Raw genomic sequence first — 24,387 nt, 5'->3', positions numbered from 1 at the left:
CGAAACCGGGCAGAGCTGCGACCACGCAGCCAGCAACAGATGGGAAAGTGGACACCATTGTAAACGCCATCGCCACTGTGCCTTGGTGCCCGCAGATCACCCCGGTTTGCAGGCTGCACGCCGTGCGTTGTTATCGATGGTCGGCGATATCACGATCGCGCACGTAATAGATGCAATCCGCACACCAGTGGATCATCGTCATCGGCCTGGTCACGCTGATAAGTCGACTTCAGGCGGATCGGGAAGCCAACGCATGACCCCGACGACCGCCGCTCCGGACCTCATCGTGAGCGCATCGAGCCCCGGCGACAATCCAGAGACTTCGACGCGCGCATAATTCATAGATCCGATCGTCGCGCTATCTTCAGTTCGCAGAGTAGAAGCATCCGGAACGAACGCGGTATTGTTCACCGCGTCGCTGCGGATGCTCCTGGAACTCAACCGGCAGATTGCCACCTGCGCGACAACGAGGCTCTAATTTTTACCCCGCGACCTCGATCAACGCTTGACCGGCACGTAGCCGTTCCAGACCCATTCGAGCGCGGCGGGCAAGGTTTGTGCGACGACGCCCTTGTCGACGTGTCCCGCATTCCGCGCGAACACGAACTGGTAGGTGTAGTTCTTGGCGGCGAGCGCACGTGCCATGTTCTCGTTAGCCAGTGTCCAGTCATGCATGCCATCCGGAATTGCGGCGGCCGGATAGAACAGGTCGCGGTCGCCCGTCTCGAACCAGAACCGGATCGGCTTGCGGGGAGTGTTCGGGATCAGTGGCAGGCCGTCGGATTGCGTGGTCGCCTCGAAGGTGACGCCATGGACGAGAAGGTTGGGCCGGGGAGTGCCGGACCAGGCACTGTGATATTGCCATGCCCCGCCCGGCAGTGCGGTGTCATGCGGCCACTGCTGGTTCACCAACGTCGGAGAATATGCAAGCACGCGTCCATAAAGCTCAGGATGGAACCACGCCATGGTAAGGGCGGCGACACCGCTCGAGCTGATGCCCATCGTGGCGCGGCCGTTCGGGTCGCGGGTTAGTCGCACATGCGCGTTACGTTCGACCAGCGGCAGCACCTCGTGCTCCACCCATTCGGCGTAGGTGCCGGAAACGGTGTCATATTCACGACCACGCTCCGAGCCCTGCGCGTCCTGGCCGCCCGAGCCGACCCCGATCGCCACGATCGGGGGGATCCGGCCGGCATGGATCAGGTTGTCGAGCGTGGTGAAGAGTTGGGTCTCGTTGGTAAAGCCATCCCGCCCGCCATCGCCGAATATTAGGAAGGGCGTGGTCTTCCCGGGGATGTAGCCGGCGGGCACATAGACATCGACGCTTCGTGTCCAGCTTCCGGGATGGCTCGTCGTGACGATCATGTCGGACCGGTCGCCGGGCGCGGTCGTCGCATGTTCCAGTGCGCTGTTGCGGCAATCGGGTGCGTCATCACGCACCATGCCGGGGCGATAGCGCACGCTGTCCGTCGAGGACATCGTGAAGGTGTGGACGGTCCCGTGCGGGATGCCGGCATGGGCAAGCGTGTCGGAGGCCACGGGATGCGTCGGGCCGATGATGAAGTTGCCGTTCCGGGTGACTGACGGCAGCGTCCCGTCGGCGAGCGTGGTTGCGGCCGGGTAGGCGGGGTTCGCCGGATCGCGTGTCGGCGGCGCGGTCTTGAGATCGAGCCCGGTCGTGTCGATGAAGAATGGCTTCGTCTTGTCGGTGCTGTTCGCTTCTGGTGGCACGCCCTGGTTATCATGAGGGCAGGCCCCGCCGGTCGCAGCGACCGCCGCCGAAGTAACGGCACCACCGATGACGATACTCAGCATGATACTTTGAAGTGTCTTCATTGTTTTTTCTCCCTGCATCATCTGACAACATCGAAGCCGATCGGTCGAGGATCGGCGATGCGCAACCCGGGGCGACTTACTGACGGTTGCCTGTTGGTGATTAAGCAAAGCTTCCCAAGGGCGCGTCGGCGGACCGACTACCGTTCGGAAATTGAGCATGGAGCTTTGCCAGCCCTGGGTAAGGATCGACAGCCGCATATCTCCCTGTGAAGGCATCCCAAGTCCGGTGGATCGTGGTGCGGTGCCGTCCAGCTCCCTCGCGCAACTGCCCTGGCCGACGCCTTACTCATCGAGAGGCGCACGCCTATCTGCGGGCAGCATTCCCAGGAGGCAGTCCGATCTGATTTCCGCGTGGGCCAGTCGATCGCGCCCAGGAGATGCCACCGTCCCCGGAGCCACGGGCTTGGCCGCCTCGCTTATCGCAAGCGCCTTCCGAGCCTCAGGGCGTGATTGCCTCGAGCACCGCCTGGTTGAACGGGCCAGGTGCCTGGAGCATCGCAAAATGGCTCACCTCCGGCAGTATCACCAGCTTCGCGCCGGGGATGGCGGTGGCCATGAAGCGATCATGTGCCTGCCTGATCGCCTCGTCATGGTCACCGTCGGCGATGGTAGTCGGTATGGTGATCGTCGCGAGATCGGACCGCGTCCAGTGCGGCTCACTCTGCCACATGTGGCTGATCTGGCGCACGAACAGGTCATACTGGTCGGGCGTCGGAGACAGCGCCTGATACTCGGCGCGCGTGCGCGCGATGAAGCCGCCAAACACCGGAGTGCGATCGAAATTCCGGCGTAGGCCGGACGGATCGGTGTTGGCGCCGAACGCGAACAGACGGTCGACACGGTTCGGGTCATGCATTGCCAGGTCGAGCCCGATAATGCCGCCGTCGCTCCAGCCGACCAGATCGACACGCGTCATGCCGAGCTGGTCCAGCAATGCGAGCACATCCGATGCCATCAGGTCGTAGCCGAATGGCTGACGGGTCCGGCTGCTGCGCCCGTGACCCCGGCTGTCCGTCACGATCACCAGCCGATGATGTGCCACCAGGAACGGTATCAGGTTGCCCCAGTAGTTCGAGTTGGCGAGGCCGCCATGCAGCAACAACACCGGCTTACCCGCCCCATACTCGGCGTACCACATGCGGATGCCGTTGACCGACTTGTAGCCGGAACGCGCCGTGACCGGCAGCGACGGCATCGGCGGCAATAGGCTCCAGGGGGCCGGGGGGGCTGCACGTGCCGGCTGGCTCAACAGCGGCAGAAGCGCCAGCGCACCCAGCACGAGATGTCGGATTCGGCTGGCAGCGCGCAAGCAAAGTCCTCCAGGAACAAGAATGCTGGATGGTCATTCCGCTCAGCGCGACCGACCATGACTATCATCGTCGTCCGACACGAGAACGCCTACCCGCGAACACGTACCGGAACGAGACCTTATCGTCCCGCACCCGGGTGGTGGGTCACGACCTCATGGTGTTCGCATCGGGCCGTAATGGACAGGGTATAACGCGCGCCGGAAAGCGGCCGCAGGTCACTCCTGCGGCCCGAGATCCTTGGCGACGATCGGCGAGCGCAGCAGCGCGTCGATTTCCATCGCGTAATCGAGCGCGGTATCGGGCTGGAAATGCAGGTCCGGCACACCGCGAAGCTTGACGGCGTGGCTGAGCTGGCTGCGCAGGAAAGGGGTCGCCCGCCGGAGCGCCGGCAGAAAGACCTCGACGTCACTCTGTCCAAGACGCGCGATGAACGCGGTCGCATGACGCAGATCGGGACTGATCCGGACTTCGGTCACGGTAATCTTCACGCCGGCCAGCACCGGATCGCGAAATTCGACCCGGGTGAACAGTTCGGCCAGCACGTGCCGGACCTCCTCCGCCACACGAAGCTGCCGCTGCGACGGGCCGGCGGCCGGACCGGCGCGACGGGAGCCCGATGCACGAGGACCGGCAGATTGCCCTGCCGGCCCTTTCGTCTCGGTCTTGCCTCTGGACGCGTTCCGACTCACGCCGGAACGAGCTCCATCTCGTAGCACTCGACCACATCGCCTTCCTTGAGGTCGTTGTAGCCGGCGAACGACAGGCCGCACTCGTAGCCGCGCGCCACTTCGCGGACATCGTCCTTGAAGCGCTTGAGCTGGCTGAGGTCGCCCTGGTGGATGACCACGTTGTCGCGCAGCAGGCGAACCCCGCAGCCGCGCTTGACCACGCCTTCGGTGATGTAGCAACCGGCGACCATGCCGGTCTTGGTGATGTTGAACACCTTGCGGATCTCGGCGTAGCCCAGGAACTTCTCCCGGTGCTTCGGCGCGATCTTGCCCTTCACGAGCTGCTCGATGTCATCAGCCACCTGATAGATGATCGAGTAGTAGCGGATATCCACACCATCCCGGGTCGCGAGTTCACGCGCCTGGGTGGTCGCACGTACGTTGAACGCGACGATGACCGCATCCGACGCCCGCGCCAGCTGGATGTCGCTTTCGGTGATCTGGCCGACGCCCGCGATCAGCACGCGGACCTTGACCTCCTCGTGCTCGAGCTTGAGCACCGTGGACTGGATCGCCTCGGCCGAACCCTGCATGTCCGCCTTGATCAGGATCGCGACTTCCTTCTGCGCGCCTGCCTGGATGCGGGCGAGCATCTGGTCGAGCGTGCCACGCGCGGCGGTAATGCCGGCGGCCTGCTTCTCCTTGATGCGGCGCTGGCGGAACTCGGAAATCTCACGAGCGCGATTCTCGTTCTCCACCACGACGAACGGCTCGCCGGCACCGGGAACAGACGACAGTCCCAGCACCTCGACAGGCGACGACGGGCCGGCGGTCTTGATCGGCCGGTTCTTGTCGTCGAGCATCGCACGCACCCGGCCCCACTCGGCGCCGGCCACGATGATGTCGCCCTGGGCGAGCGTGCCCTTCTGGACCAGCACGGTCGCAACCGGGCCACGTCCACGATCGAGACGGCTCTCGACCACGGTGCCCTCGGCCGCACGTTCCGGATTGGCGCGCAGGTCGAGGATCTCGGCCTGCAGCAGGATCGCCTCCTCGAGCTTGTCGAGGCCGGTACGCTTGATCGCCGACACTTCGACATCCTGCGTCTCGCCACCGAGTTCCTCGACGACGATCTCGTACTGCAGCAGTTCCTGGCGAACCCGGTTCGGGTTGGCGCCGGGCTTATCCATCTTGTTGATCGCCACGATGATCGGCGCATTGGCCGCCTTCGCATGACGGATCGCCTCGATGGTCTGCGGCATGACGCCATCATCCGCGGCAACGACCAGGATCACCACGTCGGTCACCGAGGCGCCGCGGGCACGCATGGCGGTGAACGCCTCGTGACCGGGGGTGTCGATGAAGGTGATGCGCGAGCCGGCCGGAGTCTCGACCTGGTAGGCACCGATATGCTGGGTGATGCCGCCGGCCTCGCCCGCTGCAACATCGGTCGAGCGCAACGCATCCAGCAGCGAGGTCTTGCCGTGGTCGACATGGCCCATGATGGTGACGACAGGCGCACGCGGCAGCCGGTCGAGATCCTCGTCGAGGTCGCCCTCAATACCGATCTCGACATCGCTCTCCGAGACGCGACGTACGCGATGACCGAATTCCTGGATCACCAGCTCGGCCGTATCGGCGTCGAGGATCTGCGACATGTTGGCCATGACGCCCATCTTCATGAGCGCCTTGATCACGTCCGGAACGCGCGTCGCCATACGATTGGCGAGTTCGGCCACGCTGATGGTTTCCGGCAGGATCACGTCGCGAACGACGCGCACCTGGTCGGCACGCAGACGCTCGAGCTCGGCCTGGCGACGCTCGCGATCGCGCTGACGGCGAACCGATGCGAGCGAACGCGTCTTGTCGTCGTCACCCTCTATCGCGGCCTGGACGTCGACGCGACCGGTTACCCTGCGATCGCCGACCTTCTTCGGTGCGACGAGCGGTGTCTTGCGAGCCGGCAATGCGGCAGCGCCACCCGGACGACGAACCGGACCACCACGACGATCATCCTCTTCCGGACGAGCGGTACGAAGGCGCAACGTCTCGGCAGGAGCGGCACTCGGCGCGGCGGCACCCGGACGGGTGTTGACGACCGGCGCATGACCGATGGCACGCGATGCGATGGTGCGCAGAACTTCCTGCGCGCCACTGATCGGGGCGGCTGCTGTGGCGGCACGCACCGGCGTCTCGGCGACCGAAGCGGCGGGAGCCTCTTCCTCGGCACGACGCGTTTCGGCCTCGGCACGCGCACGCGCCTGATCGGCAACGGCTGCACGTGCAGCTTCCTCGGCAGCCTTGCGGGCCTCGTCGTCGCGACGACGGGCTTCCTCGGCGGCGGAGAGGATGGAAATCTTTTCCTGCTCGCGACGCTCAGCGTCACGGCGGGCAGCATCCTTCTGCTGCTCCTCGAGCACCCGCTGGCGTGTCGCCAATTCGGATGCCGTCAGGGCGCGGCCGGCACCAGCCGGACGTGCGCCAGGCGCGCTGCCGGGGCGTGTCGCGCCGCCTGCAGGACCTGCACCGGGGAGCGGTGTCGGTCCACGCTTCTTGCGGACCTCGACCTGGACCACTTTCGAACGGCCATGGCTGAAGCTCTGTCGCACCGACCCGGCATCGACAGTACGTCCCACTTCGAGACGTGCCGCCGGCCTGAGGGAGAGACGCCCCTTGCCCTGATCCTGATCGCTACCTTCGCTCATACACCCGCCTGTTCTAACCCATCCGCCGGATCGACCACCTGACCGTTGTCAGACCCATGGCCCCGTCGGATCGGAGCGGCCAAACCGGCCAACCCCGCAAATCGTTCACTTTCCGCTATCAGGCGATCGGCCAAGGCCCCTCGCGACAGCGCCGCATGCACTACATGGTCCCGGCCGAAAGCCGCGGCCAGTCTCGTTCCGGACATGACTGCCACGACCGGTAAATTCCGTGCTCCCGACAATAATCGGGAACGTTCGTCCGGACTTCCGTCCGTCGCCTGCACGATGACCACCGCACGACCTTCGGTGATCCACTCGCGAGCCTTCGAATAGCCGCACACCACCTGTCCGGCACGGCGTGCAAGGCCGAGAAGATCGGCAATACGGCGGAGCAATCCATCCTGAAGCAGCATAGGCAGATCGGGAGGTATGGTGACCTGTCCACGAGCAGCCCGTGCGAACGCTCCACGCGTCCGGGCGGTTTCTAGCACATCCCTATTCGCACTCAACCAGATTCCCCGTCCGGGCAGACGTGCTGCAAGATCAGGGGTCAGTACGCGATCGGGCGACACCACGAAACGGATCATCCGTTCCTTGGATGCCCGCTCGCGCGTGACGATGCAGCGCCGGATCGGACCGAGCTCGGGCTCGTCCACATCCGGCCCCGGATCGGGCACCTCCAGCTCGGCCGCAAGCTCCGCCGGAATGTCGGATGGCTCAGACGTGAGGGGTCTCCCCCTCTTCGGCATGAGCAACCGTTTCGGTCTCGGCACCAGGCTCGGCTTCGGCCGCAACTTCCTCGTCCGCATCGCCTTCCGACCCACCGGCGGCCGCACCATCCTCGGCTTCGAACCAATGCGCGCGTGCGCTCATGATGATCTCGTTGGCGGCTTCCTCGTCGAGTCCCTCGGAGCCCAGGATCTCGACCAGCTCGTCGCCGGCCAGGTCGGCCAGGTCGTCGAGCGTCTTCACGCCCTTCTCGCCGAGCGCCACCAGCATCTGGTTCGAGAACACCTCGAGCGCGATCAGCTCGTCGGTGACGCCCAGCTCGCGATGCTTCTCGGCCAGCGCCTCCTCGCGACGACCCAGGAAGCCCTCGGCGCGACGGATCAGTTCCTCGGCAACGGTCTCGTCGAAGCCCTCGATCTCGGACAGCTCCTCGAGCGGCACGTAGGCCAGTTCCTCGACGGTGTTGAAGCCCTCGGTCACCAGCAGCCCGGCGATCACGTCGTCCACGTCCAGCGCCTCGACGAAGGTGCCGGTGCGGCGACGGAATTCCTCCTGGCGCCGCTCGCTTTCCTCGGCCTCGGTCAGGATGTCGATGTCCCAGCGAGTCAGCTGCGACGCAAGACGCACGTTCTGGCCACGACGTCCGATCGCCAGCGACAGCTGCTCGTCCGGCACCACCACTTCGACGCGGCCGGCCTCCTCGTCCATCACCACTTTCGACACTTCGGCCGGAGCCAAAGCGTTGACCACGAAGGTCGCGGCCTGCGGGCTCCAGGGAATGATGTCGATCTTCTCGCCCTGCAGCTCCTGCACCACGGCCTGCACGCGCGAACCGCGCATGCCGACGCAGGCGCCGACCGGATCGATCGAGCTGTCACGCGACAGCACCGCCATCTTGGCGCGAGAGCCTGGATCGCGGGCGACCGCCTTGATCTCGATGATGCCGTCGTAGATCTCCGGCACTTCCTGCGCGAAAAGCTTGGCAAGAAAAGTCGGGTGTGTCCGCGACAGAAAGATCTGGGGCCCGCGCGGCTCGTCGCGGACGTCATAGATGTAGGCGCGCACACGGTCCGAGTTGCGGAAGCTCTCGCGCGGGATCAGCTCGTCACGACGCAGCAGCGCTTCCGCAGTGCCGATCTCGACCATCAGGTTGCCGTACTCGGTGCGCTTGACGGTGCCGTTGACGATCTCGCCGATGCGATCCTTGAACTCGTCGTACTGGCGCTTGCGCTCGTACTCGCGCACCCGCTGCACGATCACCTGCTTGGCGGTCTGCGCGGCGATGCGGCCGAAATCGATCGGCGGCAGCGGATCGATCAGATGCTCGCCGACCTGGATCTCCGCCTTGAACTTGCGGGCGATATGGACCGGGATCTGGGTCTCCTCGTTCTCGACGACCTCGACCGCCTCGGTCCAGCGCGACAGTCGCACGTCGCCGGTGCGGCGATCGATGGTGGCGCGGATGTCCTTCTCGTGGCCGTACTTGGCGCGGCCGGCCTTCTGGATGGCCTGTTCCATCGCCTCGAGAACTTCCTCGCGGTCGATCGACTTCTCGCGCGCGACCGCATCGGCGACCAGCAGCAGCTCGGGACGTGAGACGGCAGTGTCCATGATAACCCTCTAATGCTCGTCGATAACGAAGCTAGTGCGTTTTCCGGCTAGGCTTGCCGGCACCGCTGCCCTTGTTGCCGGGCGCCTTGGCCGTCTTGCCGCCGCCGACCTTGGCGCCGCCGACCTTGGCGCCGGTGGCACGGCCATCCGCCTGGCGGGTGATCGGCTTGTCCGGGTTCATTTTCGGAACCTGCGGCGCCTCGGGATCGTCCTCGGCCTCGTGGACCACGCCCATCATCTGCGCCGAGGCCTCGATCAGCGCGTCGGTCAGGACCAGCCGCGCCTTTCGGATCTCCGCCAGCGGCAGCGCCACCTCGGACCCGTCATCGGCACGCATCCGGCCATAGCCGTCGCCGGCACCCAGCACGATCCCGGCGAAACGCTTGCGTCCATTGACCGGAATATTCACCTCGACCCGGGCCAGGTGGCCGGAAAACCGGTTCCAGTCCTTTTCCCGCGTCAACGGCCGGTCGATGCCGGCCGAGCTGACCTCGAGGTTCCAGGCACCGGGGATCGGATCATCCACATCCAGCACGGCCCCGACCGCATGGCTGATCGCCTCGCAGTCGGCCACGCCGATCAGCGAGCCATCGGTCCGGTCGGCCATGATCTGGATGGTCGGCATGTCGCGGCCGAGCACGGAAACACGCACGAGCTCGTAGCCCATGTCCAGCAAGGTCGGTCCGACCATTCCGGCGATGCGTGCCTCGAGGCCGACAAGTTGAAGGAGATCAGTATCCAAAGCCAAAAAAGGCGGCCCGCGAAGGCCACCTCCCAAAAGAGCGGAAGATGTAGGAAGAAGCACAACCTAGTCCTCAACCCCCTCTCCCGCAAGCATCAGTACGCCTGGGCGCGGTGCACCAGGTTCCGGATCGGCCGCCCGGCCCGCAGGTCGCGCACCGCCTGCGCCGCGATCGCTGCCGCGCTGGCAGGATCGGTCGCCGCCGCCACATGCGGGGTCAGGGTAATCCGCTCGTGCCTCCAGAACGGGTGGTCCGCCGGCGCCGGCTCGACCACCAGCACGTCGAGCACCGCGTGATCGATCTGCCCGGTTTCGAGCGCCGCCAGCAGGTCCGCCTCGACCAGGTGCCACCTATGCGCCATGTTGATTAGGCCGGCGCCACGCGGCAGCTGCGAGAATGCCCGTGCGTCCAGTATTCCCTCGGTCCGCGGGGTCAGCGGCAGCAGGTTCACCAGGATCTCGCTGCTCGCCAGCACTGCCTCCAGCCCGCCATCGCCATGCAGGCAGCGGATGCCGGCGACCTGTCGCGGCGACCTGCTCCAGCCCGACACCACGAACCCCAGTCCGGCCAGGGCGGTGCAGGCAGCCTGCCCCAGCACGCCGAGGCCAAGCACGCCGACCTGCCGCTCCGCCGCCGGCTTCTGGGCGAGGAATTGCCAGGCGCCGGCCGCCTGGAACGCGCGATAGGCCGGCATCTGCCTGTGCAGCGACAGCACATGCAGCAGCACGCTCTCCACCATCATCGCGGTCAGCGCCGGATCGACCAGCCGCGCCACCGGGACATGCGCCGGCACCGTCGGATCGGCCATCAGCCCGTCCACGCCGGCCCGCAGGCTTTGGATGAAGGCCAGGTTGGGCAGGTCCTGCAGCGAGCCGGCCGGTGGTGCCGCGACGATCGCCACCGTCACCCCGGCCCGATCGAGACCGGGCCCCGGCTGCACCACCCGCTCCTCCGGCAGCGCTGCCGCGATGGTGTGCATCCATGCGCCGGATGTTTCGGCCTCGCCTGTCACCAGCAGCACGCTCATCTCGATCTCCGTGGCGAGGCGGCTGCCCACACCGAAAAATGTATTACCGGTCCGCGGACTTCGCCGTACCACGGGCGCTCGTATCGCCCGACATGCGGCAGATGGAGACCTTCGTCATGAGCACACAGGATCAAGTTCCAGTCCCGGTACCGCTCGCCGGCCAGTGCCGTTGCGGCCACATCCAGTATCGCGTCGTGCAGGAGCCGCGGTTCACCTTCGCCTGCCACTGCACCGACTGCCAGCAGCTGACGTCCAGCGCGTTCTCGCTCGGCATGGCCGTCCCCAGCGACGGTTTCGAGCTGCACGGCGAAGCGCATTGCTGGGAGAAGATGTCCGACAGCGGCGGCTGGAGCCGGCAATTCACCTGCCCGACCTGCGCCGGCTGGACCCACACCATCACCGAGAATGCGCCGGACATCGTCATCGTGCGGACCAGCACGCTGCACGATCATCGCTGGGTCCGGCCGGTCGCGCAGATCTTCACCCGCAGCGCGCTCCCCTGGGCCCTGATGCCGTTGCAGTTCAGCTACGACACCGAGTTCTCCGACACGAGCCCTCTGGAACAGGCTTTTGCCGCCGGCGGCATTCGGCCCCGTCGCACCTGACGTCCTGATACGACGGTCCGGAACCATGGGCAGACACACGGAGCAAGAGACATGCCGACCAATGCCTCGATCGCCGACCGATCCGCCGTTTCACGCAATCCAGCCACCGGCAAGGAGATCGAGCGGTTCCCGTTCCAGTCCCCCGCGGAAATCGAGCAGGTCCTGAGCAGCGCCGACACAGCGTTCAGGATCTGGCGCGAGCAACCGGTGGCCGACCGTGCCGCCGTCTATGCCCGGCTGGCGACGACGCTGCGGGACCGAACCGACGAGATCGCAGCGGCGATTACCCGCGAGATGGGAAAAATCACGCGGGAGGCCCGTGCGGAAGTCGAGAAGTGCGCCGCCACCGCCGAGTGGTATGCCAAGCATGGACCCGCGTTGCTCGCCGACGAGCCGACCAGCGTCGAGGGAACCGACCAGGTGCATGTGTCGTACCTGCCGATCGGCACCATCCTCGGCATCATGCCGTGGAATTTCCCGCTATGGCAGACCATCCGCGCCGCCGTTCCGATCATGCTGTCCGGCAACGCGTTCGTCCTGAAGCACGCGCCGAACGTGATGCGCTCAGCCACCATGATGCAGGAGGCGTGGGAGGCGAGCGGCCTGCCGAAGGGGTTGTTCGGTATCCTTAATGTCGACACCGATGGGATCGAGGCGGTCATCGAGGATGGAAGGATCGCCGGAGCGACGCTGACCGGCAGCATGCGCGCAGGCTCCGCCGTCGCGGCGCTGGCCGGCAAGAACCTGAAGAAGTCGGTGCTGGAGCTGGGCGGGATCGACCCGTTCATCGTGCTGGCGGATGCCGACATCGACAAGGCGGTGAAATCGGCAATCGCCGGCCGCTTCAGCAATTGCGGCCAGGTGTGTCTCGCGGCCAAGCGCTTCATTCTCGAGGCGCCGATCGCTGATTGCTTCATCGCGCAGTTCCTCGAGATCGCCCGCACGCTCAAGGCCGGCGACCCGCTCGACGAGGCGACGTCGATGGGACCGATCGCCCGCGACGACCTGCGCGACGGCGTGCACGACCAGGTCGAGCGATCGATCGCCTCGGGTGCCGAGTTGCTGCTGGGCGGACACAAGATCGAGGGGCCCGGCTTTTTCTATGAGCCGACGGTGCTGGGCGGCGTGAAGCCGGGCATGGCCGCGTTCGACGAGGAGGTGTTCGGCCCGGTCGCCGCCATGGTGATCGCACGCGATGCCGAGCATGCGATCGAGCTCGCCAACACCAGCGACTATGGATTGAGCGGCAATCTCTGGACCTCGGACACCGAGACCGCACGTCGCACCGCGCGCCGGCTCGAGACCGGCGGCGTGTTCATCAACGGGTTCACCGCCTCGAACCCGCGCACCCCGGTCGGCGGCGTCAAGAAAAGCGGCTACGGTCGCGAGCTTTCGCATTTCGGCCTACGCGAATTCACCAACGCGCAGACGGTCTGGACCAAGGCGGGTTAAAATCATGACACGGAACATTGCCCTGGTCGCAGGCGCGAGCGGCATCATCGGGAACGGCGTAATCGAGGAACTGCGGTCGCGCCCGGAGTGGGGCATCCGGGCGCTTGCGACCCGACCGCTTCCCGGACTGGAGACCATTGCCGTCGATCTGCTCGATGCCGGGGCAACGATCGCGGCACTGGATGGCGCGTCCGACGTCACGCACCTGTTCTATGCCGCCTACAAGCCGCAGCCGGACTTCGCGTCCGAGGTCAGCGCGAACGGGCCGATGCTGGAAAACCTTCTCGACGGGCTGAAGCAGGCCGGCGCCCGGCTGCAACGCGTGGTGCTCTACCAGGGCGCCAAGGTCTACGGCGTTCATCTCGGGCCTGTCGTCGCACCGTTCTACGAGGACGATATCCGGCACATACCGCCGAACTTCTACTACACGCAGGAAGACACGTTGCGACGGCGGTCCGGCCTGGGCGAGTTCGACTGGACGATCCTGCGGCCGGACGTTGTCGTCGGCGACGTCGCCGGCAATGCGATGAACATCGCCATGGTCATCGGAACGTTCGCGGCGATCTGCAAGGCAACGGGCACCCCGTTCCGCTTCCCGGGCTCGACGAAAGTCTATGACGGCGTGTTCGCCCAGTTCACCGATGCCCGCCTGCTTGGACGCGCAAGCCTGTGGAGCGCCACCAGCGACGCTGGCCGCAACCAGGCGTTCAACTATGTCCACGAGCCGTTCCGCTGGCACCGGATCTGGAACCGGATTGGCGAGGGGCTCGGTCTCGAAGTCGGGCCGCCGATGCGGATGACGCTGGCGAAACAGATGGCCGACAAGGGGCCGCTCTGGGCAAAGCTGGTGCAGGAGCATGGGCTGCAGGACATGCCCTACGGGAAGCTGGTCGGCTGGGGCTTCGGCGATTTCATCTTCAACACCGAGTTCGACATGATCTCGGACATGGGCAAGATCCGGCACGCCGGATTCAACGAGACGATCGACAATGCTGCCGCCGTGCTGGCGGCGATCAGGAGCCTGCAGGACAGGAAGGTTCTACCGGCGTTCTAGAGATTGCCGGTCATGCACGCTCTTCTGCCTGGACCATGCGCAATAGTGTGGCGCCTTGCAGGATCGTTACCCGGTAAAACCTGTTGGTCCCGAAAGACGCAGCGAACGGCCCGCCACTCTCATACACAAACCACCCGGTTCATCGCCAATGACGTGCCACCAGAACGTTACGCCGGACAGGGATAGATTGCTGGAATCGGTGAAAATCGATAGCTAGATCGATCGAGGCCGAGGAACTGACGTGTGAGCAGCAGGACGACCTTCTCCAGGAATTTTCTATACAATATAGTGGGGGCCCTGCTGCCGATCATCGTCTCTCTCGGGACGGTTCCTTTCTACATCCAGCAGATCGGCCTGGCACGATACGGCGTCGTCACCATAAGCTGGGTGCTGCTCGGCTATTTCGGATTTCTCGATTTCGGGCTGTCCCGGGCGACGGCGAACGCCCTGGCAAAGCTGGGGCATGCGACACCGCGCGAACGGTCTCCGGTGTTGATGACCGCGTTCTACTGCAATCTTTGCCTGGGACTCGTTGCCGGGGTCGTCATGTACGGCATCGGCTATCTGGTGTTGCTGCATCTGGTAAAAATACCCGGAGATCTTCTCCCGGAGACCAGGCAGGCATTTCCCTGGATGGCTGCGATGCTTCCGCTCGGCATGCTTGCCGGCATTACCACCGGCGCTCTCGAATCACGCGAGAAGTTTCTGCTCTCGAACACCCTCGGCTCGTTCGGAGCGATGGCCGGCCAGGTGCTGCCGCTGATCTGCTGCTACGTCATCGGACCGCGCCTCGATGTGGTCATTCCTGCGACGCTGATCACCCGGCTTGTGGTGGTGGTGCTCACCTACGGCATCGTCATCCGGCTCGAATGGCCGCTGCGTCTGCTCGATTTCGACATGACATGGCTGCGGAAGCTGTTCGGCTACGGCTCCTGGGTCAGCATCTCGAGCCTGCTCAACCCGATCCTGGACACGTCCAACCAGTTGATCGTCGGAGCGACGCTCGGCGTTGCCGCGGTCGCGGGATATTCGGTGCCGATGACGCTGGCGATGCGGACACAGGTTGTCGCCACCGCACTTTCGCGAACGCTGTTCCCGCGCCTGTCCCGCCTGAGCCACGTGGAGGCCCTGGACAGCATGCAGCGTGCGACACGCTCTCTCGCCTATGGCTTCGGCATGGTGTGCGGACCGGCGATCCTGTTTTCCGGAGCGTTCCTGCGGATCTGGATCGGACCGCATTTCCAGGCGACATCCCAGGCGGTCGCCCAGATACTGATGTTCGGCGCCTGGACGAACGGCGTTGCGTTCCTGCCCTATTCTTTCCTGCAGGCGCGGGGTCGCCCGCATATCACTGCAACGGTCGGACTGTTCGAGGTCATTCCGTTCTTTGCCGTGCTCTGGTTGGCGATCGAACGCTTTGGCCTGCCCGGAGCCGCCCTGGCGTGGACGTTGCGGGTCAGCATCAACTGTATCCTGCTGTTCGTCCTGAGCGGCGCCGTCGGGCGCGAAACCCTTATGCTGGTCCCAGGCATCGTGCTCATGCTGGCTTCGCTCATCGTCGCCCTGCTCGTCCCGATGTCGATCGCGACTGCTGCCATCGCGGCAGCGATTGTCGGGCTCATGTTCGCCGTCATGACCTATGTGCTTGACCCGACCCTGCGTACGACCAGCCAGCGTATCGGGCGGAAACTGCTCCGGAGCCGGTAATCGGGCCGCCTGGATCGATGCCGGCAGCGAGTTTGTCTCGCTGCCGGCAGGTCTTCAGACGACGCTGAGCTTCACATCGATGTTGCCGCGTGTCGCATTCGAATACGGGCAGACCTCGTGCGCCTTGTGCACCAGTGTCTCGGCCTCGGCATGGTCGAGGCCGGGTAGGGAAACCGCAAGCGCGATCTCAAGGCCGAAGCCGCCTTCCGACCGTGCGCCGATCCCGACGGTGGTGGTGACCTTCGCGTTGGCCGGGACCTTCGGACCACCCTGCGACGACACGAATTTCATCGCGCCGATGAAGCAGGCGGAGTAGCCGGCCGCGAACAGCTGCTCTGGATTGTTTCCGGTGCCGCCGGCGCCGCCCATCTCCTTGGGGGTGCTCAGCTTGACGTTGAACGTGCCATCCTCGGTCGCGGCCTGGCCATCACGGCCGCCCGTCGCATGGGCAGTGGTCTGGTAGATGACATTCACAGACATGGTCTTCTCCTTGTTCGCCGGCACAATGCGTCGTTCCTGTAGTCGGCATGAAGATCTATCGCGCACGATATTTTCGCTGGCGACCTTATTTGGCACATGGCTGCGATGCAATCAGTCGCGCACGATTGAACGCGGCACGGTATAAAATGAGGTCCGGGAGGATACCTTGATGACGGACAGGACCCTGAGGATCGACCAGCAACTCTGTTTCGCCATCTACTCGGCCGGACATGCCTTTACCCGAGTCTATAAGCCGCTGCTCGACGCGCTGGGGCTGACCTATCCGCAATACCTCGTGATGATCGTGCTGTGGGAGGCGGACGGGTGCACTGTTGGCACGCTCAGCGCCGCGCTCTTTCTCGAATCCAGCACCCTGACACCGCTGCTGAAGCGCATGGAAGCGGCGGGATTGCTGCGCCGGGAGCGTGATACCGCCGACGAACGACAGGTTCGTATCCTCCTCACCGAAAATGGCCGTGCGCTGCAGGAGAAGGCGGCGTCCGTTCCCGGCTGCGTGCAGGAAGCCACCGGCCTGACCGACGTCGAGAACCTGATGCGCCTGACCCGCGAAATTACCCGCCTGCGCAGCGCCTTGAGCCGAGCGGAGGCAGGCCCCTAAGTCCATCGTGCAACCCGGTCCGCTCATGGCGAACAAGATCAGGTCATCGGTGCCGCCGGTGGAACGACACCCGCGTCCACCGTCCTGTATCGACCTATCGCCTGGCCTGAGCGACCCCGACCGAAAGCCGTCGTTCCGCCATGCGCGCCAGCCGCACGAATGGCAGGCCCAGCAGCAGATACGCACAACCGATCAACAGGCCCGTGCCGAAGTAATCGTAGTAGGTCGTCGACAGGCGGACATACGCCTGGGTCAGCTCGGTCAGGGTAATCACGCTGACCAGGGATGAGTCTTTCAGGAGCGAGATGAAATCGTTGGTCATCACCGGCACCACGAACCGGAACGCCTGCGGCACCACCACATGCCGTACCGCCTGGAACTGCGTCATGTTCAGCGCCAGCGCCGCTTCCATCTGTCCATGCGGCACCGACTGCAGCCCGGCGCGGTAATTCTCGGCCTCGTAGGCAGCGTAGTTCAGACCGAGTGCCACCACCCCGGCCACGAACGGATCGAGCCTGATCCCGACCGATGGCAGCCCGTAGAAGATGAACAGGATCTGGATCAGCAGCGGCGTGCCGCGAACGATCTCGATGTAGCCGGTCGCCGCCATCCGGAACGGCCAGCGCCCGTATCGCCGGGCCAGCGCCAGGACCAGGCCCCACGCCACGGCCAGCACCATCGCGCAGGCCGAGACCGCCACCGTCATCAGTGCGGCGCGGCCGATCAGCGGCAGGAAGCTGGCATAGCGCGCCAGCCGGTCCCGCCAGGTCGCGGCCGGGCGGGTCGCCAGCAGCCAGTGCTGCCACGCGGTCGGCGCGATCGCCTCGGTGGTGGTGTCGCCGGTAAAGGAAGCCATTTCCGGCGTCCACATGTTCCAGCGCGCCAGGATCCGGCGCAGCTCGCCATCCCTGCGCATCGCCTCCAGCCCGGCATCGAGTTGCGCGCGCAGGACGTCGCGCCCCTTGGCCAGCGCGATCCCGTAGGATAGTCCGCCGATCGGCGCGCCGACCAGCTTCAGCCTCGGGTCCGGGACGGCGTAGTACAGCGCGATCGGCGCATCCAGCATCACCGCATCCAGGCGCCCGTTGACCAGGTCGGAATAAGCGTTGGTCTCGTCGGTGTAGGAGCGCAGCGAGATACCACCAGCTTTTTCCAGCAGGCGCTGGCTCAGCGTGTCCTTAAGCGTGCCCACCACATGCCCGCGCAATGCATCGACGCTGTCGAGCCCGACCGCATCCTTGCGCACCGCGATCTGCTCAAAGGTGCGGTAGTACGGCGTCGAGAAATCCACCGCGGCGCGATGCTCGGGCGTGATTTCGATTCCGTCGATCACCACGTCGTATAGCCCGCGCTGCAGGCCGGGAATCAACCCGTCCCAGTCGTTCTGCACGAACACCTGCTCTCGCCCGATCTGTTTTGCCAGAGCCTGGATCAGGTCGGTTTCGAAACCGGTCAGCTTCGACTGGTCGGCGGGGTCGTGGAACACGAAGGGCGCGCCCGACTGGCTGTCGGATGCCCAGCGCAGCGGCTCGGCAGACGCCATACCGGACATGCTGACCATGAACAGCAGGGCCGCCGCGTGCAGGAGCCTCACAGGAACTGCCTCAGGAACCGCCGGGTGCGGGGATCGGATGGCGACGAGAACAGAACGTCCGGTTCCGCGATCTCGACGATCCGGCCTGCCTCCATGAACACGATCCGGTCGGATGCCGCGCGCGCGAACCGCATCTCGTGCGTCACCACCAGCTGCGTCATTCCCTCGGCATCCAGCGTCCGCATCACCCCCAGCACCTCCTCGGCCAGTTCCGGATCGAGCGCCGAGGTCGGCTCGTCGTACAGCATCACCCGCGGGGCCATCGCCAGCGCTCGCGCGATCGCCGCCCGCTGCTGCTGGCCGCCCGACAGGGTCGCCGGGTAGCGCCCCGCCACCGATCCGAGCCCCACCTTGTCCAGCAGGGCCCGCGCATCTCGTTCCAGCACGACGCGGTCGGTCCGCTTCACCGCGCGCGGTGCCAGCATCAAATTGTCCAGCACGGTCCGGTGCGGAAACAGGTTGAAGCTCTGGAACACCATGCCGACCTGCGAGCGCAGTCCGTGCGCCGCCGCCTCGTCCGCACGGCGCCAGCTTCCGCCATTCCGCGACAACCCGTGCCCCGCCAGCCGGACCTCGCCGGAATCCGGCACCTCCAGGAAGTTGAGGCACCGCAGCAGCGTCGATTTGCCGCACCCGGACGGTCCGATGATCGAGACCAGTTCGCCGCTCCCGACCTCGAGCGAGATCCCGTCCAGCACCACCTGTCCGTCGAAGCTCTTGCGCAGGTCGCGCACCAGCACGACCGGTTCCGGAACGCCGAACGCCGACCCGGGAGATCCCGGGCCGGCGTTCGAAACACGATCGATAGGAAAAACGCTCAGTGCAGGCGTTCCATGGGGACGAGGTGCGGTTGTTGCGTCAGGCAGCCTTCGCCATCCCGCGCAGCACGTACTGCAGGATACCGCCGTGACGGTAGTATTCGACCTCGTCGACCGTATCGACGCGGCAGATCACCGGCACATCCAGCTTGGAGCCATCGGCGCGGGTGATCGCTAGCGTCAGCGTCATGCGCGGGCTCAGCTTGTCGAGGCCGACGATGTCGATGAGCTCGTCACCGACCAGCTCCAGCGTTTCGCGCGTGGTGCCCTCGTTGAACAGCAGCGGCAGCACGCCCATGCCGACCAGGTTCGAGCGATGGATGCGCTCGAAGGTCTCGGCCACCACGGCGCGGATGCCGAGCAGCACGGTGCCCTTCGCCGCCCAGTCGCGCGACGAGCCCATGCCGTATTCCTTGCCGCCGAACACGATCAGCGGTACGCCCTCGGCCTTGTAGCGCTCGGCGACATCGTAGATCGCGCCCTGCTCGCCGTCCGGGTAGTGCTTGGAGATGCCGCCTTCGACGCCCGGCACCATCTCGTTCTTGATGCGGATGTTGGCGAAGGTGCCGCGCATCATGACCTCGTGGTTGCCGCGACGCGACCCGTACGAGTTGAAGTCCTTTTGCGCGACCTGATGCTCGGAGAGGTATGCACCCGCCGGCGAGCTTTTCTTGATCGAACCGGCCGGCGAGATGTGGTCGGTGGTGATGTTGTCGCCGAGCAGCGCCAGCACGCGGGCACCGAGGATGTCGCCCTTGTCGACCGGCTCCATGGTGATGCCCTCGAAATAGGGCGGGTTCTGCACGTAGGTGGAGCCGGAGTCCCACTTGAAGGTCTCGGACCCGGTCGCGACCTGCAGCGCCTGCCATTCCGGCGTGCCCTTGCTGACCAGGGCATAGCGCTCGATGAACTGCTGGCGATTGATCGAGGTCGCCATCAGGTCGGCGATCTCCTTGTTGGTCGGCCAGATGTCCTTGAGATAGACCGGCTTGCCCTCGCTGGAGGTGCCGAGCGGTACCGTGGTGATGTCCTCGCGGATCGTGCCCAGGATCGAGTAGGCGACCACCAGCGGCGGGCTCGCCAGGTAGTTGGCGCGCACGTTCGGGCTGATGCGGCCCTCGAAGTTGCGGTTGCCGGACAGCACCGACACCGCGACCAGCTGGTTGTTCTCGATCGCGTCGACGAGGTTGTCGGCGATCGGACCCGAGTTGCCGATGCAGGTGGTGCAGCCATAGCCGACCGTGTTGAAGCCGAGCGCGTCGAGATCCTCGGACAGGCCGGCCTTGTCGAGATATTCGGTGACCACCTGCGAACCGGGCGCCAGCGAGGTCTTGACCCAGGGCTTCGGCGTCAGGCCGAGCGCACGTGCCTTGCGCGCTACCAGGCCGGCCGCGATCAGCACTGCCGGGTTGGAGGTGTTGGTGCACGAGGTGATGGCGGCGATCACCACGTCGCCATGGCCGATCTCGTAGTTGGTGCCGGCGACGGCGATCTTCTTGTCGACGTCGTTGGCGGGAACGCCGAGGCTCTTGGTCATCTCGGTGTTGAATGAGGTCGCCGCGTTCTTCAGCACGACGCGATCCTGCGGACGCTTCGGGCCGGCCAGCGACGGCTCGACGGTCGACAGGTCCAGCTCGAGCGTATCGGTGAACACCGGGTCCGGCGTGTCGCTCTCGCGGAACATGCCTTGTGCCTTGAGGTAGGCCTCGACCAGCTTGATGCGATGCTCGTCGCGGCCGGTCTGATGCAGGTATTCCAATGTCAGCGCATCGACCGGGAAGAAGCCGCAGGTGGCGCCGTATTCCGGCGCCATGTTGCCGATGGTGGCGCGATCCGCGACCGGCAGGGTGTCCAGCGCCGGGCCGTAGAACTCGACGAACTTGCCGACCACGCCCTTCTTGCGGAGCATCTGGGTGACGGTCAGCACGAGGTCGGTGGCGGTGGCGCCCTCGGGCATGCGGCCGGTCAGCTTGAAGCCGATCACGTCCGGGATGAGCATGGCGATCGGCTGGCCGAGCATGGCGGCCTCGGCCTCGATGCCGCCGACGCCCCAGCCGAGCACGCCCATGCCGTTGACCATCGTGGTGTGGCTGTCGGTGCCGTACAGCGTGTCCGGGTAGGCGAAGGTCTCGTCGCCGATCGTCGCGGTCCAGACCGCCTGGGCGATGTATTCGAGGTTCACCTGGTGGCAGATGCCCGCACCGGGCGGCACCACGGAGAAGTTCTCGAACGCTTCCTGGCCCCAGCGCAGGAACGCATAGCGCTCGCCGTTGCGCTCGAACTCGATCTCGACGTTGCGCTGCAGCGCGTCCGGGGTGCCGGACACGTCCACCATCACCGAATGGTCGATCACCAGATCGACCGGGACCAGCGGGTTTACCTTCTGCGGGTCGCCGTTCAGCAGGGTGATGCCGTCGCGCATGGCGGCGAGGTCGACCACGCCCGGGACGCCGGTGAAGTCCTGCATCAGGATGCGGGCCGGCTTGAACGGCACCTCGCGCACGCTCTGGCCGGTCTCGAGCCAGCCGGCGACCGACCTCGCGTCCTCGATCTTGTAGGAGCGGTTATCCTCGAACCGCAGCACGTTCTCGAGCAGCACCTTGAGGCTCACCGGCAGGCGGCTGACGTCGCCGATTTGTTTGGCGGCCTCCGGGATCGAGAAATAATGGTAGGTCTTGCCCTCGACATCGAGCGTCTTGCGGGTTCCGAGATTATCCTGGCCGACCGACTTCATGTTGTTCTACCCCGAGATCGTCTGCGTCCACAGCGTCGGCCGGCAGTGCGGACGACCGATCGAACGGCGCCGAGGCATACGGGCGGACAGCTTGAATTCCCAATGGGGCTAGAACATACCGACACGAGCCGCCGAAACAAGCGCAGCCACGCACCGGCACCCAAGAGGCCTGCACATGACACCTGCCTCCGAGGCCACCCTGCGTGCCGTCGGCCTGGTCGTGCTGCGGTCCGACCGGCTGGTGCTGGACGGCGTGGAACTGGAGCTCGGCCGCGGCGGAGCCCTGCTGCTGACCGGCCCGAACGGCGCCGGCAAATCGACCCTCCTGCGCGCGCTGGCCGGCCTCTGCCCGCTGGCTGCCGGGCGGATCGAGTGGGACGGCATCGATACACGCGACGCCCCCACCGAGCATGCGGGCCGGCTTGCCTATCTCGGCCACCAGGACGCGCTGAAGCCCGGCCTCAGCCTGCGAGAGAACCTGCATCTCACCGCCCGGACCGGCGGCGGCGATACGGTCGCGGCGCTGGCTGCCTTCGGGCTCGAGGAGCTGGCCGCCCTGCCGGTGCGCCTGCTGTCCGCCGGCCAGCGACGCCGCGCCGCCCTGGCGCGGGTGCTGCTCGCCGACGTGCCGCTCTGGCTGCTGGACGAGCCCTCGCTCGGGCTCGATAGCGCGGCGCTGGTGCGGCTGGGCGTCGTGCTGGCCCGGCACCGGGATGCTGGCGGCATGGTCATTGCCACCACCCATGTCGGCCTGCCGCTGCCGGACGCAGCCGTGCTGGATCTGGCGGCGTGAGCGAGCGGGCCGGCATGCTCGCCCGGTTCCGGCTGATCCTGGGGCGGGACCTGCTGCTGTCGCTGCGCCATGCCTCGGACACGCTCGCGGCGGTGCTGTTCTTCCTGCTTGCCGGTGCGCTGTTCCCGCTGGCGCTTGGGCCGTCCCCCGACCTGCTGCGCCGGATGGCCCCCGGGATCATCTGGGTATGCGCGCTGCTGGCGGCGCTGCTGCCGCTCGACCGGCTGTTCGGCGCCGAACTCGATGACGGGTCTCTCGATCAACTGATGCTGTGCGGCCTCCCCGCCCCGGCGGTCGCGTTCGCCAAGATCTGCGCCCACTGGCTGAGCACCGGGCTGCCGCTGCTGCTGGCCGCGGGCCCGCTGGCGGTCATGCTGGGCCTGCCCGCCGATGCGATCCCGGTTCTGCTCGCCGGCCTGCTGCTCGGCACGGCCGTGCTCTCTCTGATCGGCGGCATGGCGGCGGCGATCGTTTGCGGCGCCCGGCGCAGCAGCGTGCTGCTGCCGCTGCTGGTGCTGCCGCTGGCCACGCCGGCGCTGATTTTCGGGGCCGCCGCCGTCGATGCGGCGCAGGTCGGGCTGGACTGGCATCCGGACCTGCTGCTGCTCGGGGCGTTCCTTGCCGTCGCCATCCCGCTCTGTCCGCTGGCCGCCGGTGCCGCCCTCAGGATGGCGGTGGAATGAGCCCTCTGCTCCCGGCAAATCCTAAACAAAAGGTTAAGGATTTGCCGCCAACTTCATCGGGCGTAGAGCCGATACAGTCGTGCAAGCCGGGCCGGCGTGCCCACGTCGATAGTGCAACAGAGGATAGCGACCCATGCTGATCGAGACGATCCTGAAGACCAAGGGACATGACGTCGCCACCCTGAGGCCGGAGCAGGCGGTCTCGGCGGCGGTCGCCCTGATGGCCGAGCGCCGGATCGGTGCGGTGGTGATCGCCGACCGCGGCACGGTCGTCGGCATCTTTTCCGAGCGCGACCTGGTCAAGGTGCTGGCGCGCGACGGACATGTGGCGCTCGACCGGGCGGTGCAGACGTCGATGACCTCGCCGGTGGTGACCTGCCGCGCCGAAGACCGCCTCGATCAGGTGATGGCGATGATGACCCAGCGCCATATCCGGCACATGCCAGTGATGGACGGGACCAGCCTCAAGGGCATGATCAGCATCCGCGACCTGGTCCGTCACCGGCTCGAGGAGAAAGAACTCGAAGCCGCGATCCTGCTCGACATCTCGCGCATGCATGGCTGAATTGGAGCGGCTCCCGGGAGCCGCGTCCTGATTATCAGGGTCCGACAGTCGCCCTTGCCCTCAAGCCGGCACGGTTCGGGCGGCTGCGATGAGCCAGAGGGGCTTGGTTTCCCGCGAACTTGTCCCTTCCGCCAAATCACCTGACCTATAGCTGTAACAATTGGGTAGCTGGCTCGATAAAGCCTGGTCTGAAAAGAGCGTGGGAATACGAGCGTCTACTGAGCCTGCCGCCGTGTTTCAGAGGTCCGTCAGGCGGATCTCGCCGCAACGCGTGCACACCAGGCCATTGATATCGCCAAGCAGTGGGCGGCTGTGAAACGATTTCTTTTGCCAATGATGCAAGCCGATTCGGCATCGCAACAGGCTAATCAGCGACATTTTTGAGACTTGTTCCGATGGTCCGCGCGAGCGCACTACGTTTTCCCGGAGACTATCGAGCGGAAACGGCTGCGCGGCACCTTCGGGACCACCAACTCCGAACCGCCGGCAAAACGCAGTTGCGGTCTCGTCATCGATAACGTCGATAAGCAGCAACTCGCTGGTCGCACGCAGCCGCACCGCGGTGTTTGCCTTGAAGCTCATCGCATCGTCCGTAACATCATAATCTTTCTTATTCGTATCGATCCTGACGCAACGCAAGCCTCATGAGCAAGG

The 24,387-nt window shown here is 65.6% G+C and carries 21 protein-coding genes; 8 read left to right on the top strand and 13 right to left on the bottom strand.

Annotated elements, in window-relative coordinates; all coding sequences use genetic code 11:
- Window positions 1-498 precede the first annotated feature (498 nt).
- The 8 genes from HN018_RS02385 to HN018_RS02350 all read right to left on the bottom strand — a co-directional run bounded on the left by HN018_RS02385 (window position 499) and on the right by HN018_RS02350 (window position 10,629).
- On the bottom strand, window positions 499-1,836 hold the full coding sequence (locus HN018_RS02385) for an alpha/beta hydrolase (RefSeq protein WP_171836777.1): 1,338 nt from the start codon (window positions 1,834-1,836) through the stop codon (window positions 499-501).
- 439 nt (window positions 1,837-2,275) lie between these two features.
- Window positions 2,276-3,145 (bottom strand): alpha/beta fold hydrolase, encoded by an 870-nt coding sequence (locus HN018_RS02380; RefSeq protein ID WP_204259641.1) that lies wholly within the window; start codon window positions 3,143-3,145, stop codon window positions 2,276-2,278.
- A gap of 216 nt (window positions 3,146-3,361) precedes the next feature.
- Window positions 3,362-3,835 (bottom strand): 30S ribosome-binding factor RbfA, encoded by a 474-nt coding sequence (rbfA, locus tag HN018_RS02375; protein WP_171836776.1) that lies wholly within the window; start codon window positions 3,833-3,835, stop codon window positions 3,362-3,364.
- The gene (infB, locus tag HN018_RS02370) at window positions 3,832-6,519 is read right to left on the bottom strand and encodes a translation initiation factor IF-2 (RefSeq protein WP_171836775.1); all 2,688 of its coding nucleotides are present in this window, start codon (window positions 6,517-6,519) and stop codon (window positions 3,832-3,834) included. Before infB ends, rbfA begins: the two co-directional genes overlap by 4 nt.
- Window positions 6,516-7,196, bottom strand: a complete 681-nt coding sequence (locus HN018_RS02365) for an RNA-binding protein (RefSeq protein ID WP_408886740.1) — start codon at window positions 7,194-7,196, stop codon at window positions 6,516-6,518. Before HN018_RS02365 ends, infB begins: the two co-directional genes overlap by 4 nt.
- 40 nt (window positions 7,197-7,236) lie before the next feature.
- A complete protein-coding gene (nusA, locus tag HN018_RS02360; protein ID WP_171836773.1) occupies window positions 7,237-8,859 on the bottom strand; it encodes a transcription termination factor NusA in 1,623 nt (540 codons plus the stop codon).
- A 31-nt stretch (window positions 8,860-8,890) separates the two neighbouring features.
- On the bottom strand, window positions 8,891-9,601 hold the full coding sequence (rimP, locus tag HN018_RS28535) for a ribosome maturation factor RimP (protein ID WP_171836772.1): 711 nt from the start codon (window positions 9,599-9,601) through the stop codon (window positions 8,891-8,893).
- A 95-nt stretch (window positions 9,602-9,696) separates the two neighbouring features.
- Complete coding sequence (locus tag HN018_RS02350; RefSeq protein WP_171836771.1) at window positions 9,697-10,629, bottom strand: 2-hydroxyacid dehydrogenase; 933 nt, start codon at window positions 10,627-10,629, stop codon at window positions 9,697-9,699.
- A gap of 116 nt (window positions 10,630-10,745) precedes the next feature.
- Between HN018_RS02350 and HN018_RS02345 the strand changes: the two genes are divergently transcribed.
- From HN018_RS02345 to HN018_RS02330, 4 genes are all read left to right on the top strand, one after another.
- Window positions 10,746-11,234, top strand: a complete 489-nt coding sequence (locus HN018_RS02345; RefSeq protein ID WP_171836770.1) for a GFA family protein — start codon at window positions 10,746-10,748, stop codon at window positions 11,232-11,234.
- Window positions 11,235-11,285: 51 nt separating this feature from the next.
- Window positions 11,286-12,686, top strand: a complete 1,401-nt coding sequence (locus tag HN018_RS02340; RefSeq protein ID WP_171836769.1) for an NAD-dependent succinate-semialdehyde dehydrogenase — start codon at window positions 11,286-11,288, stop codon at window positions 12,684-12,686.
- A 4-nt stretch (window positions 12,687-12,690) separates the two neighbouring features.
- Window positions 12,691-13,740 (top strand): SDR family oxidoreductase, encoded by a 1,050-nt coding sequence (locus HN018_RS02335; RefSeq protein ID WP_171836768.1) that lies wholly within the window; start codon window positions 12,691-12,693, stop codon window positions 13,738-13,740.
- Window positions 13,741-13,983: 243 nt separating this feature from the next.
- Complete coding sequence (locus tag HN018_RS02330) at window positions 13,984-15,447, top strand: flippase (protein ID WP_171836767.1); 1,464 nt, start codon at window positions 13,984-13,986, stop codon at window positions 15,445-15,447.
- Window positions 15,448-15,501: 54 nt separating this feature from the next.
- Here HN018_RS02330 and HN018_RS02325 read toward each other — a convergent pair whose 3' ends face one another.
- Window positions 15,502-15,927 (bottom strand): organic hydroperoxide resistance protein, encoded by a 426-nt coding sequence (locus HN018_RS02325; RefSeq protein WP_171836766.1) that lies wholly within the window; start codon window positions 15,925-15,927, stop codon window positions 15,502-15,504.
- A 169-nt stretch (window positions 15,928-16,096) separates the two neighbouring features.
- Between HN018_RS02325 and HN018_RS02320 the strand changes: the two genes are divergently transcribed.
- Window positions 16,097-16,546, top strand: coding sequence for a MarR family winged helix-turn-helix transcriptional regulator (locus tag HN018_RS02320; RefSeq protein WP_171836765.1), 450 nt, complete (start codon window positions 16,097-16,099; stop codon window positions 16,544-16,546).
- A 94-nt stretch (window positions 16,547-16,640) separates the two neighbouring features.
- On the opposite strand, the gene HN018_RS02315 is transcribed toward HN018_RS02320, so the two are convergent.
- The 3 genes from HN018_RS02315 to acnA all read right to left on the bottom strand — a co-directional run bounded on the left by HN018_RS02315 (window position 16,641) and on the right by acnA (window position 21,692).
- Complete coding sequence (locus tag HN018_RS02315; RefSeq protein ID WP_171836835.1) at window positions 16,641-18,107, bottom strand: ABC transporter substrate-binding protein/permease; 1,467 nt, start codon at window positions 18,105-18,107, stop codon at window positions 16,641-16,643.
- 29 nt (window positions 18,108-18,136) lie between these two features.
- Window positions 18,137-18,880 carry an amino acid ABC transporter ATP-binding protein gene (locus tag HN018_RS02310; RefSeq protein WP_204259640.1) on the bottom strand — a complete coding sequence of 248 codons (744 nt, stop codon included), beginning with the start codon at window positions 18,878-18,880 and terminating at the stop codon, window positions 18,137-18,139.
- 118 nt (window positions 18,881-18,998) lie between these two features.
- Window positions 18,999-21,692 (bottom strand): aconitate hydratase AcnA, encoded by a 2,694-nt coding sequence (gene acnA, locus HN018_RS02305; protein WP_171836764.1) that lies wholly within the window; start codon window positions 21,690-21,692, stop codon window positions 18,999-19,001.
- A 115-nt stretch (window positions 21,693-21,807) separates the two neighbouring features.
- Between acnA and ccmA the strand changes: the two genes are divergently transcribed.
- From ccmA to HN018_RS02290, 3 genes are all read left to right on the top strand, one after another.
- On the top strand, window positions 21,808-22,485 hold the full coding sequence (gene ccmA, locus HN018_RS02300; RefSeq protein WP_408886779.1) for a heme ABC exporter ATP-binding protein CcmA: 678 nt from the start codon (window positions 21,808-21,810) through the stop codon (window positions 22,483-22,485).
- Window positions 22,486-22,499: 14 nt separating this feature from the next.
- Window positions 22,500-23,168 carry a heme exporter protein CcmB gene (gene ccmB / locus HN018_RS02295; protein ID WP_171836834.1) on the top strand — a complete coding sequence of 223 codons (669 nt, stop codon included), beginning with the start codon at window positions 22,500-22,502 and terminating at the stop codon, window positions 23,166-23,168.
- Between the two features lie 133 nt (window positions 23,169-23,301).
- Window positions 23,302-23,733, top strand: coding sequence for a CBS domain-containing protein (locus HN018_RS02290; protein WP_171836762.1), 432 nt, complete (start codon window positions 23,302-23,304; stop codon window positions 23,731-23,733).
- Between the two features lie 237 nt (window positions 23,734-23,970).
- Here the strand turns inward: HN018_RS02290 and HN018_RS02285 are convergent, their stop codons facing one another.
- Window positions 23,971-24,315, bottom strand: coding sequence for a hypothetical protein (locus HN018_RS02285; protein ID WP_171836761.1), 345 nt, complete (start codon window positions 24,313-24,315; stop codon window positions 23,971-23,973).
- Between the last annotated feature and the right edge of the window lie 72 nt (window positions 24,316-24,387).

It is taken from the genome of Lichenicola cladoniae (assembly GCF_013201075.1).
In the GTDB taxonomy this organism is placed as follows: Bacteria; Pseudomonadota; Alphaproteobacteria; order Acetobacterales; family Acetobacteraceae; genus Lichenicola; species Lichenicola cladoniae.
This window is presented reverse-complemented; position numbering and strand designations above follow the sequence as displayed.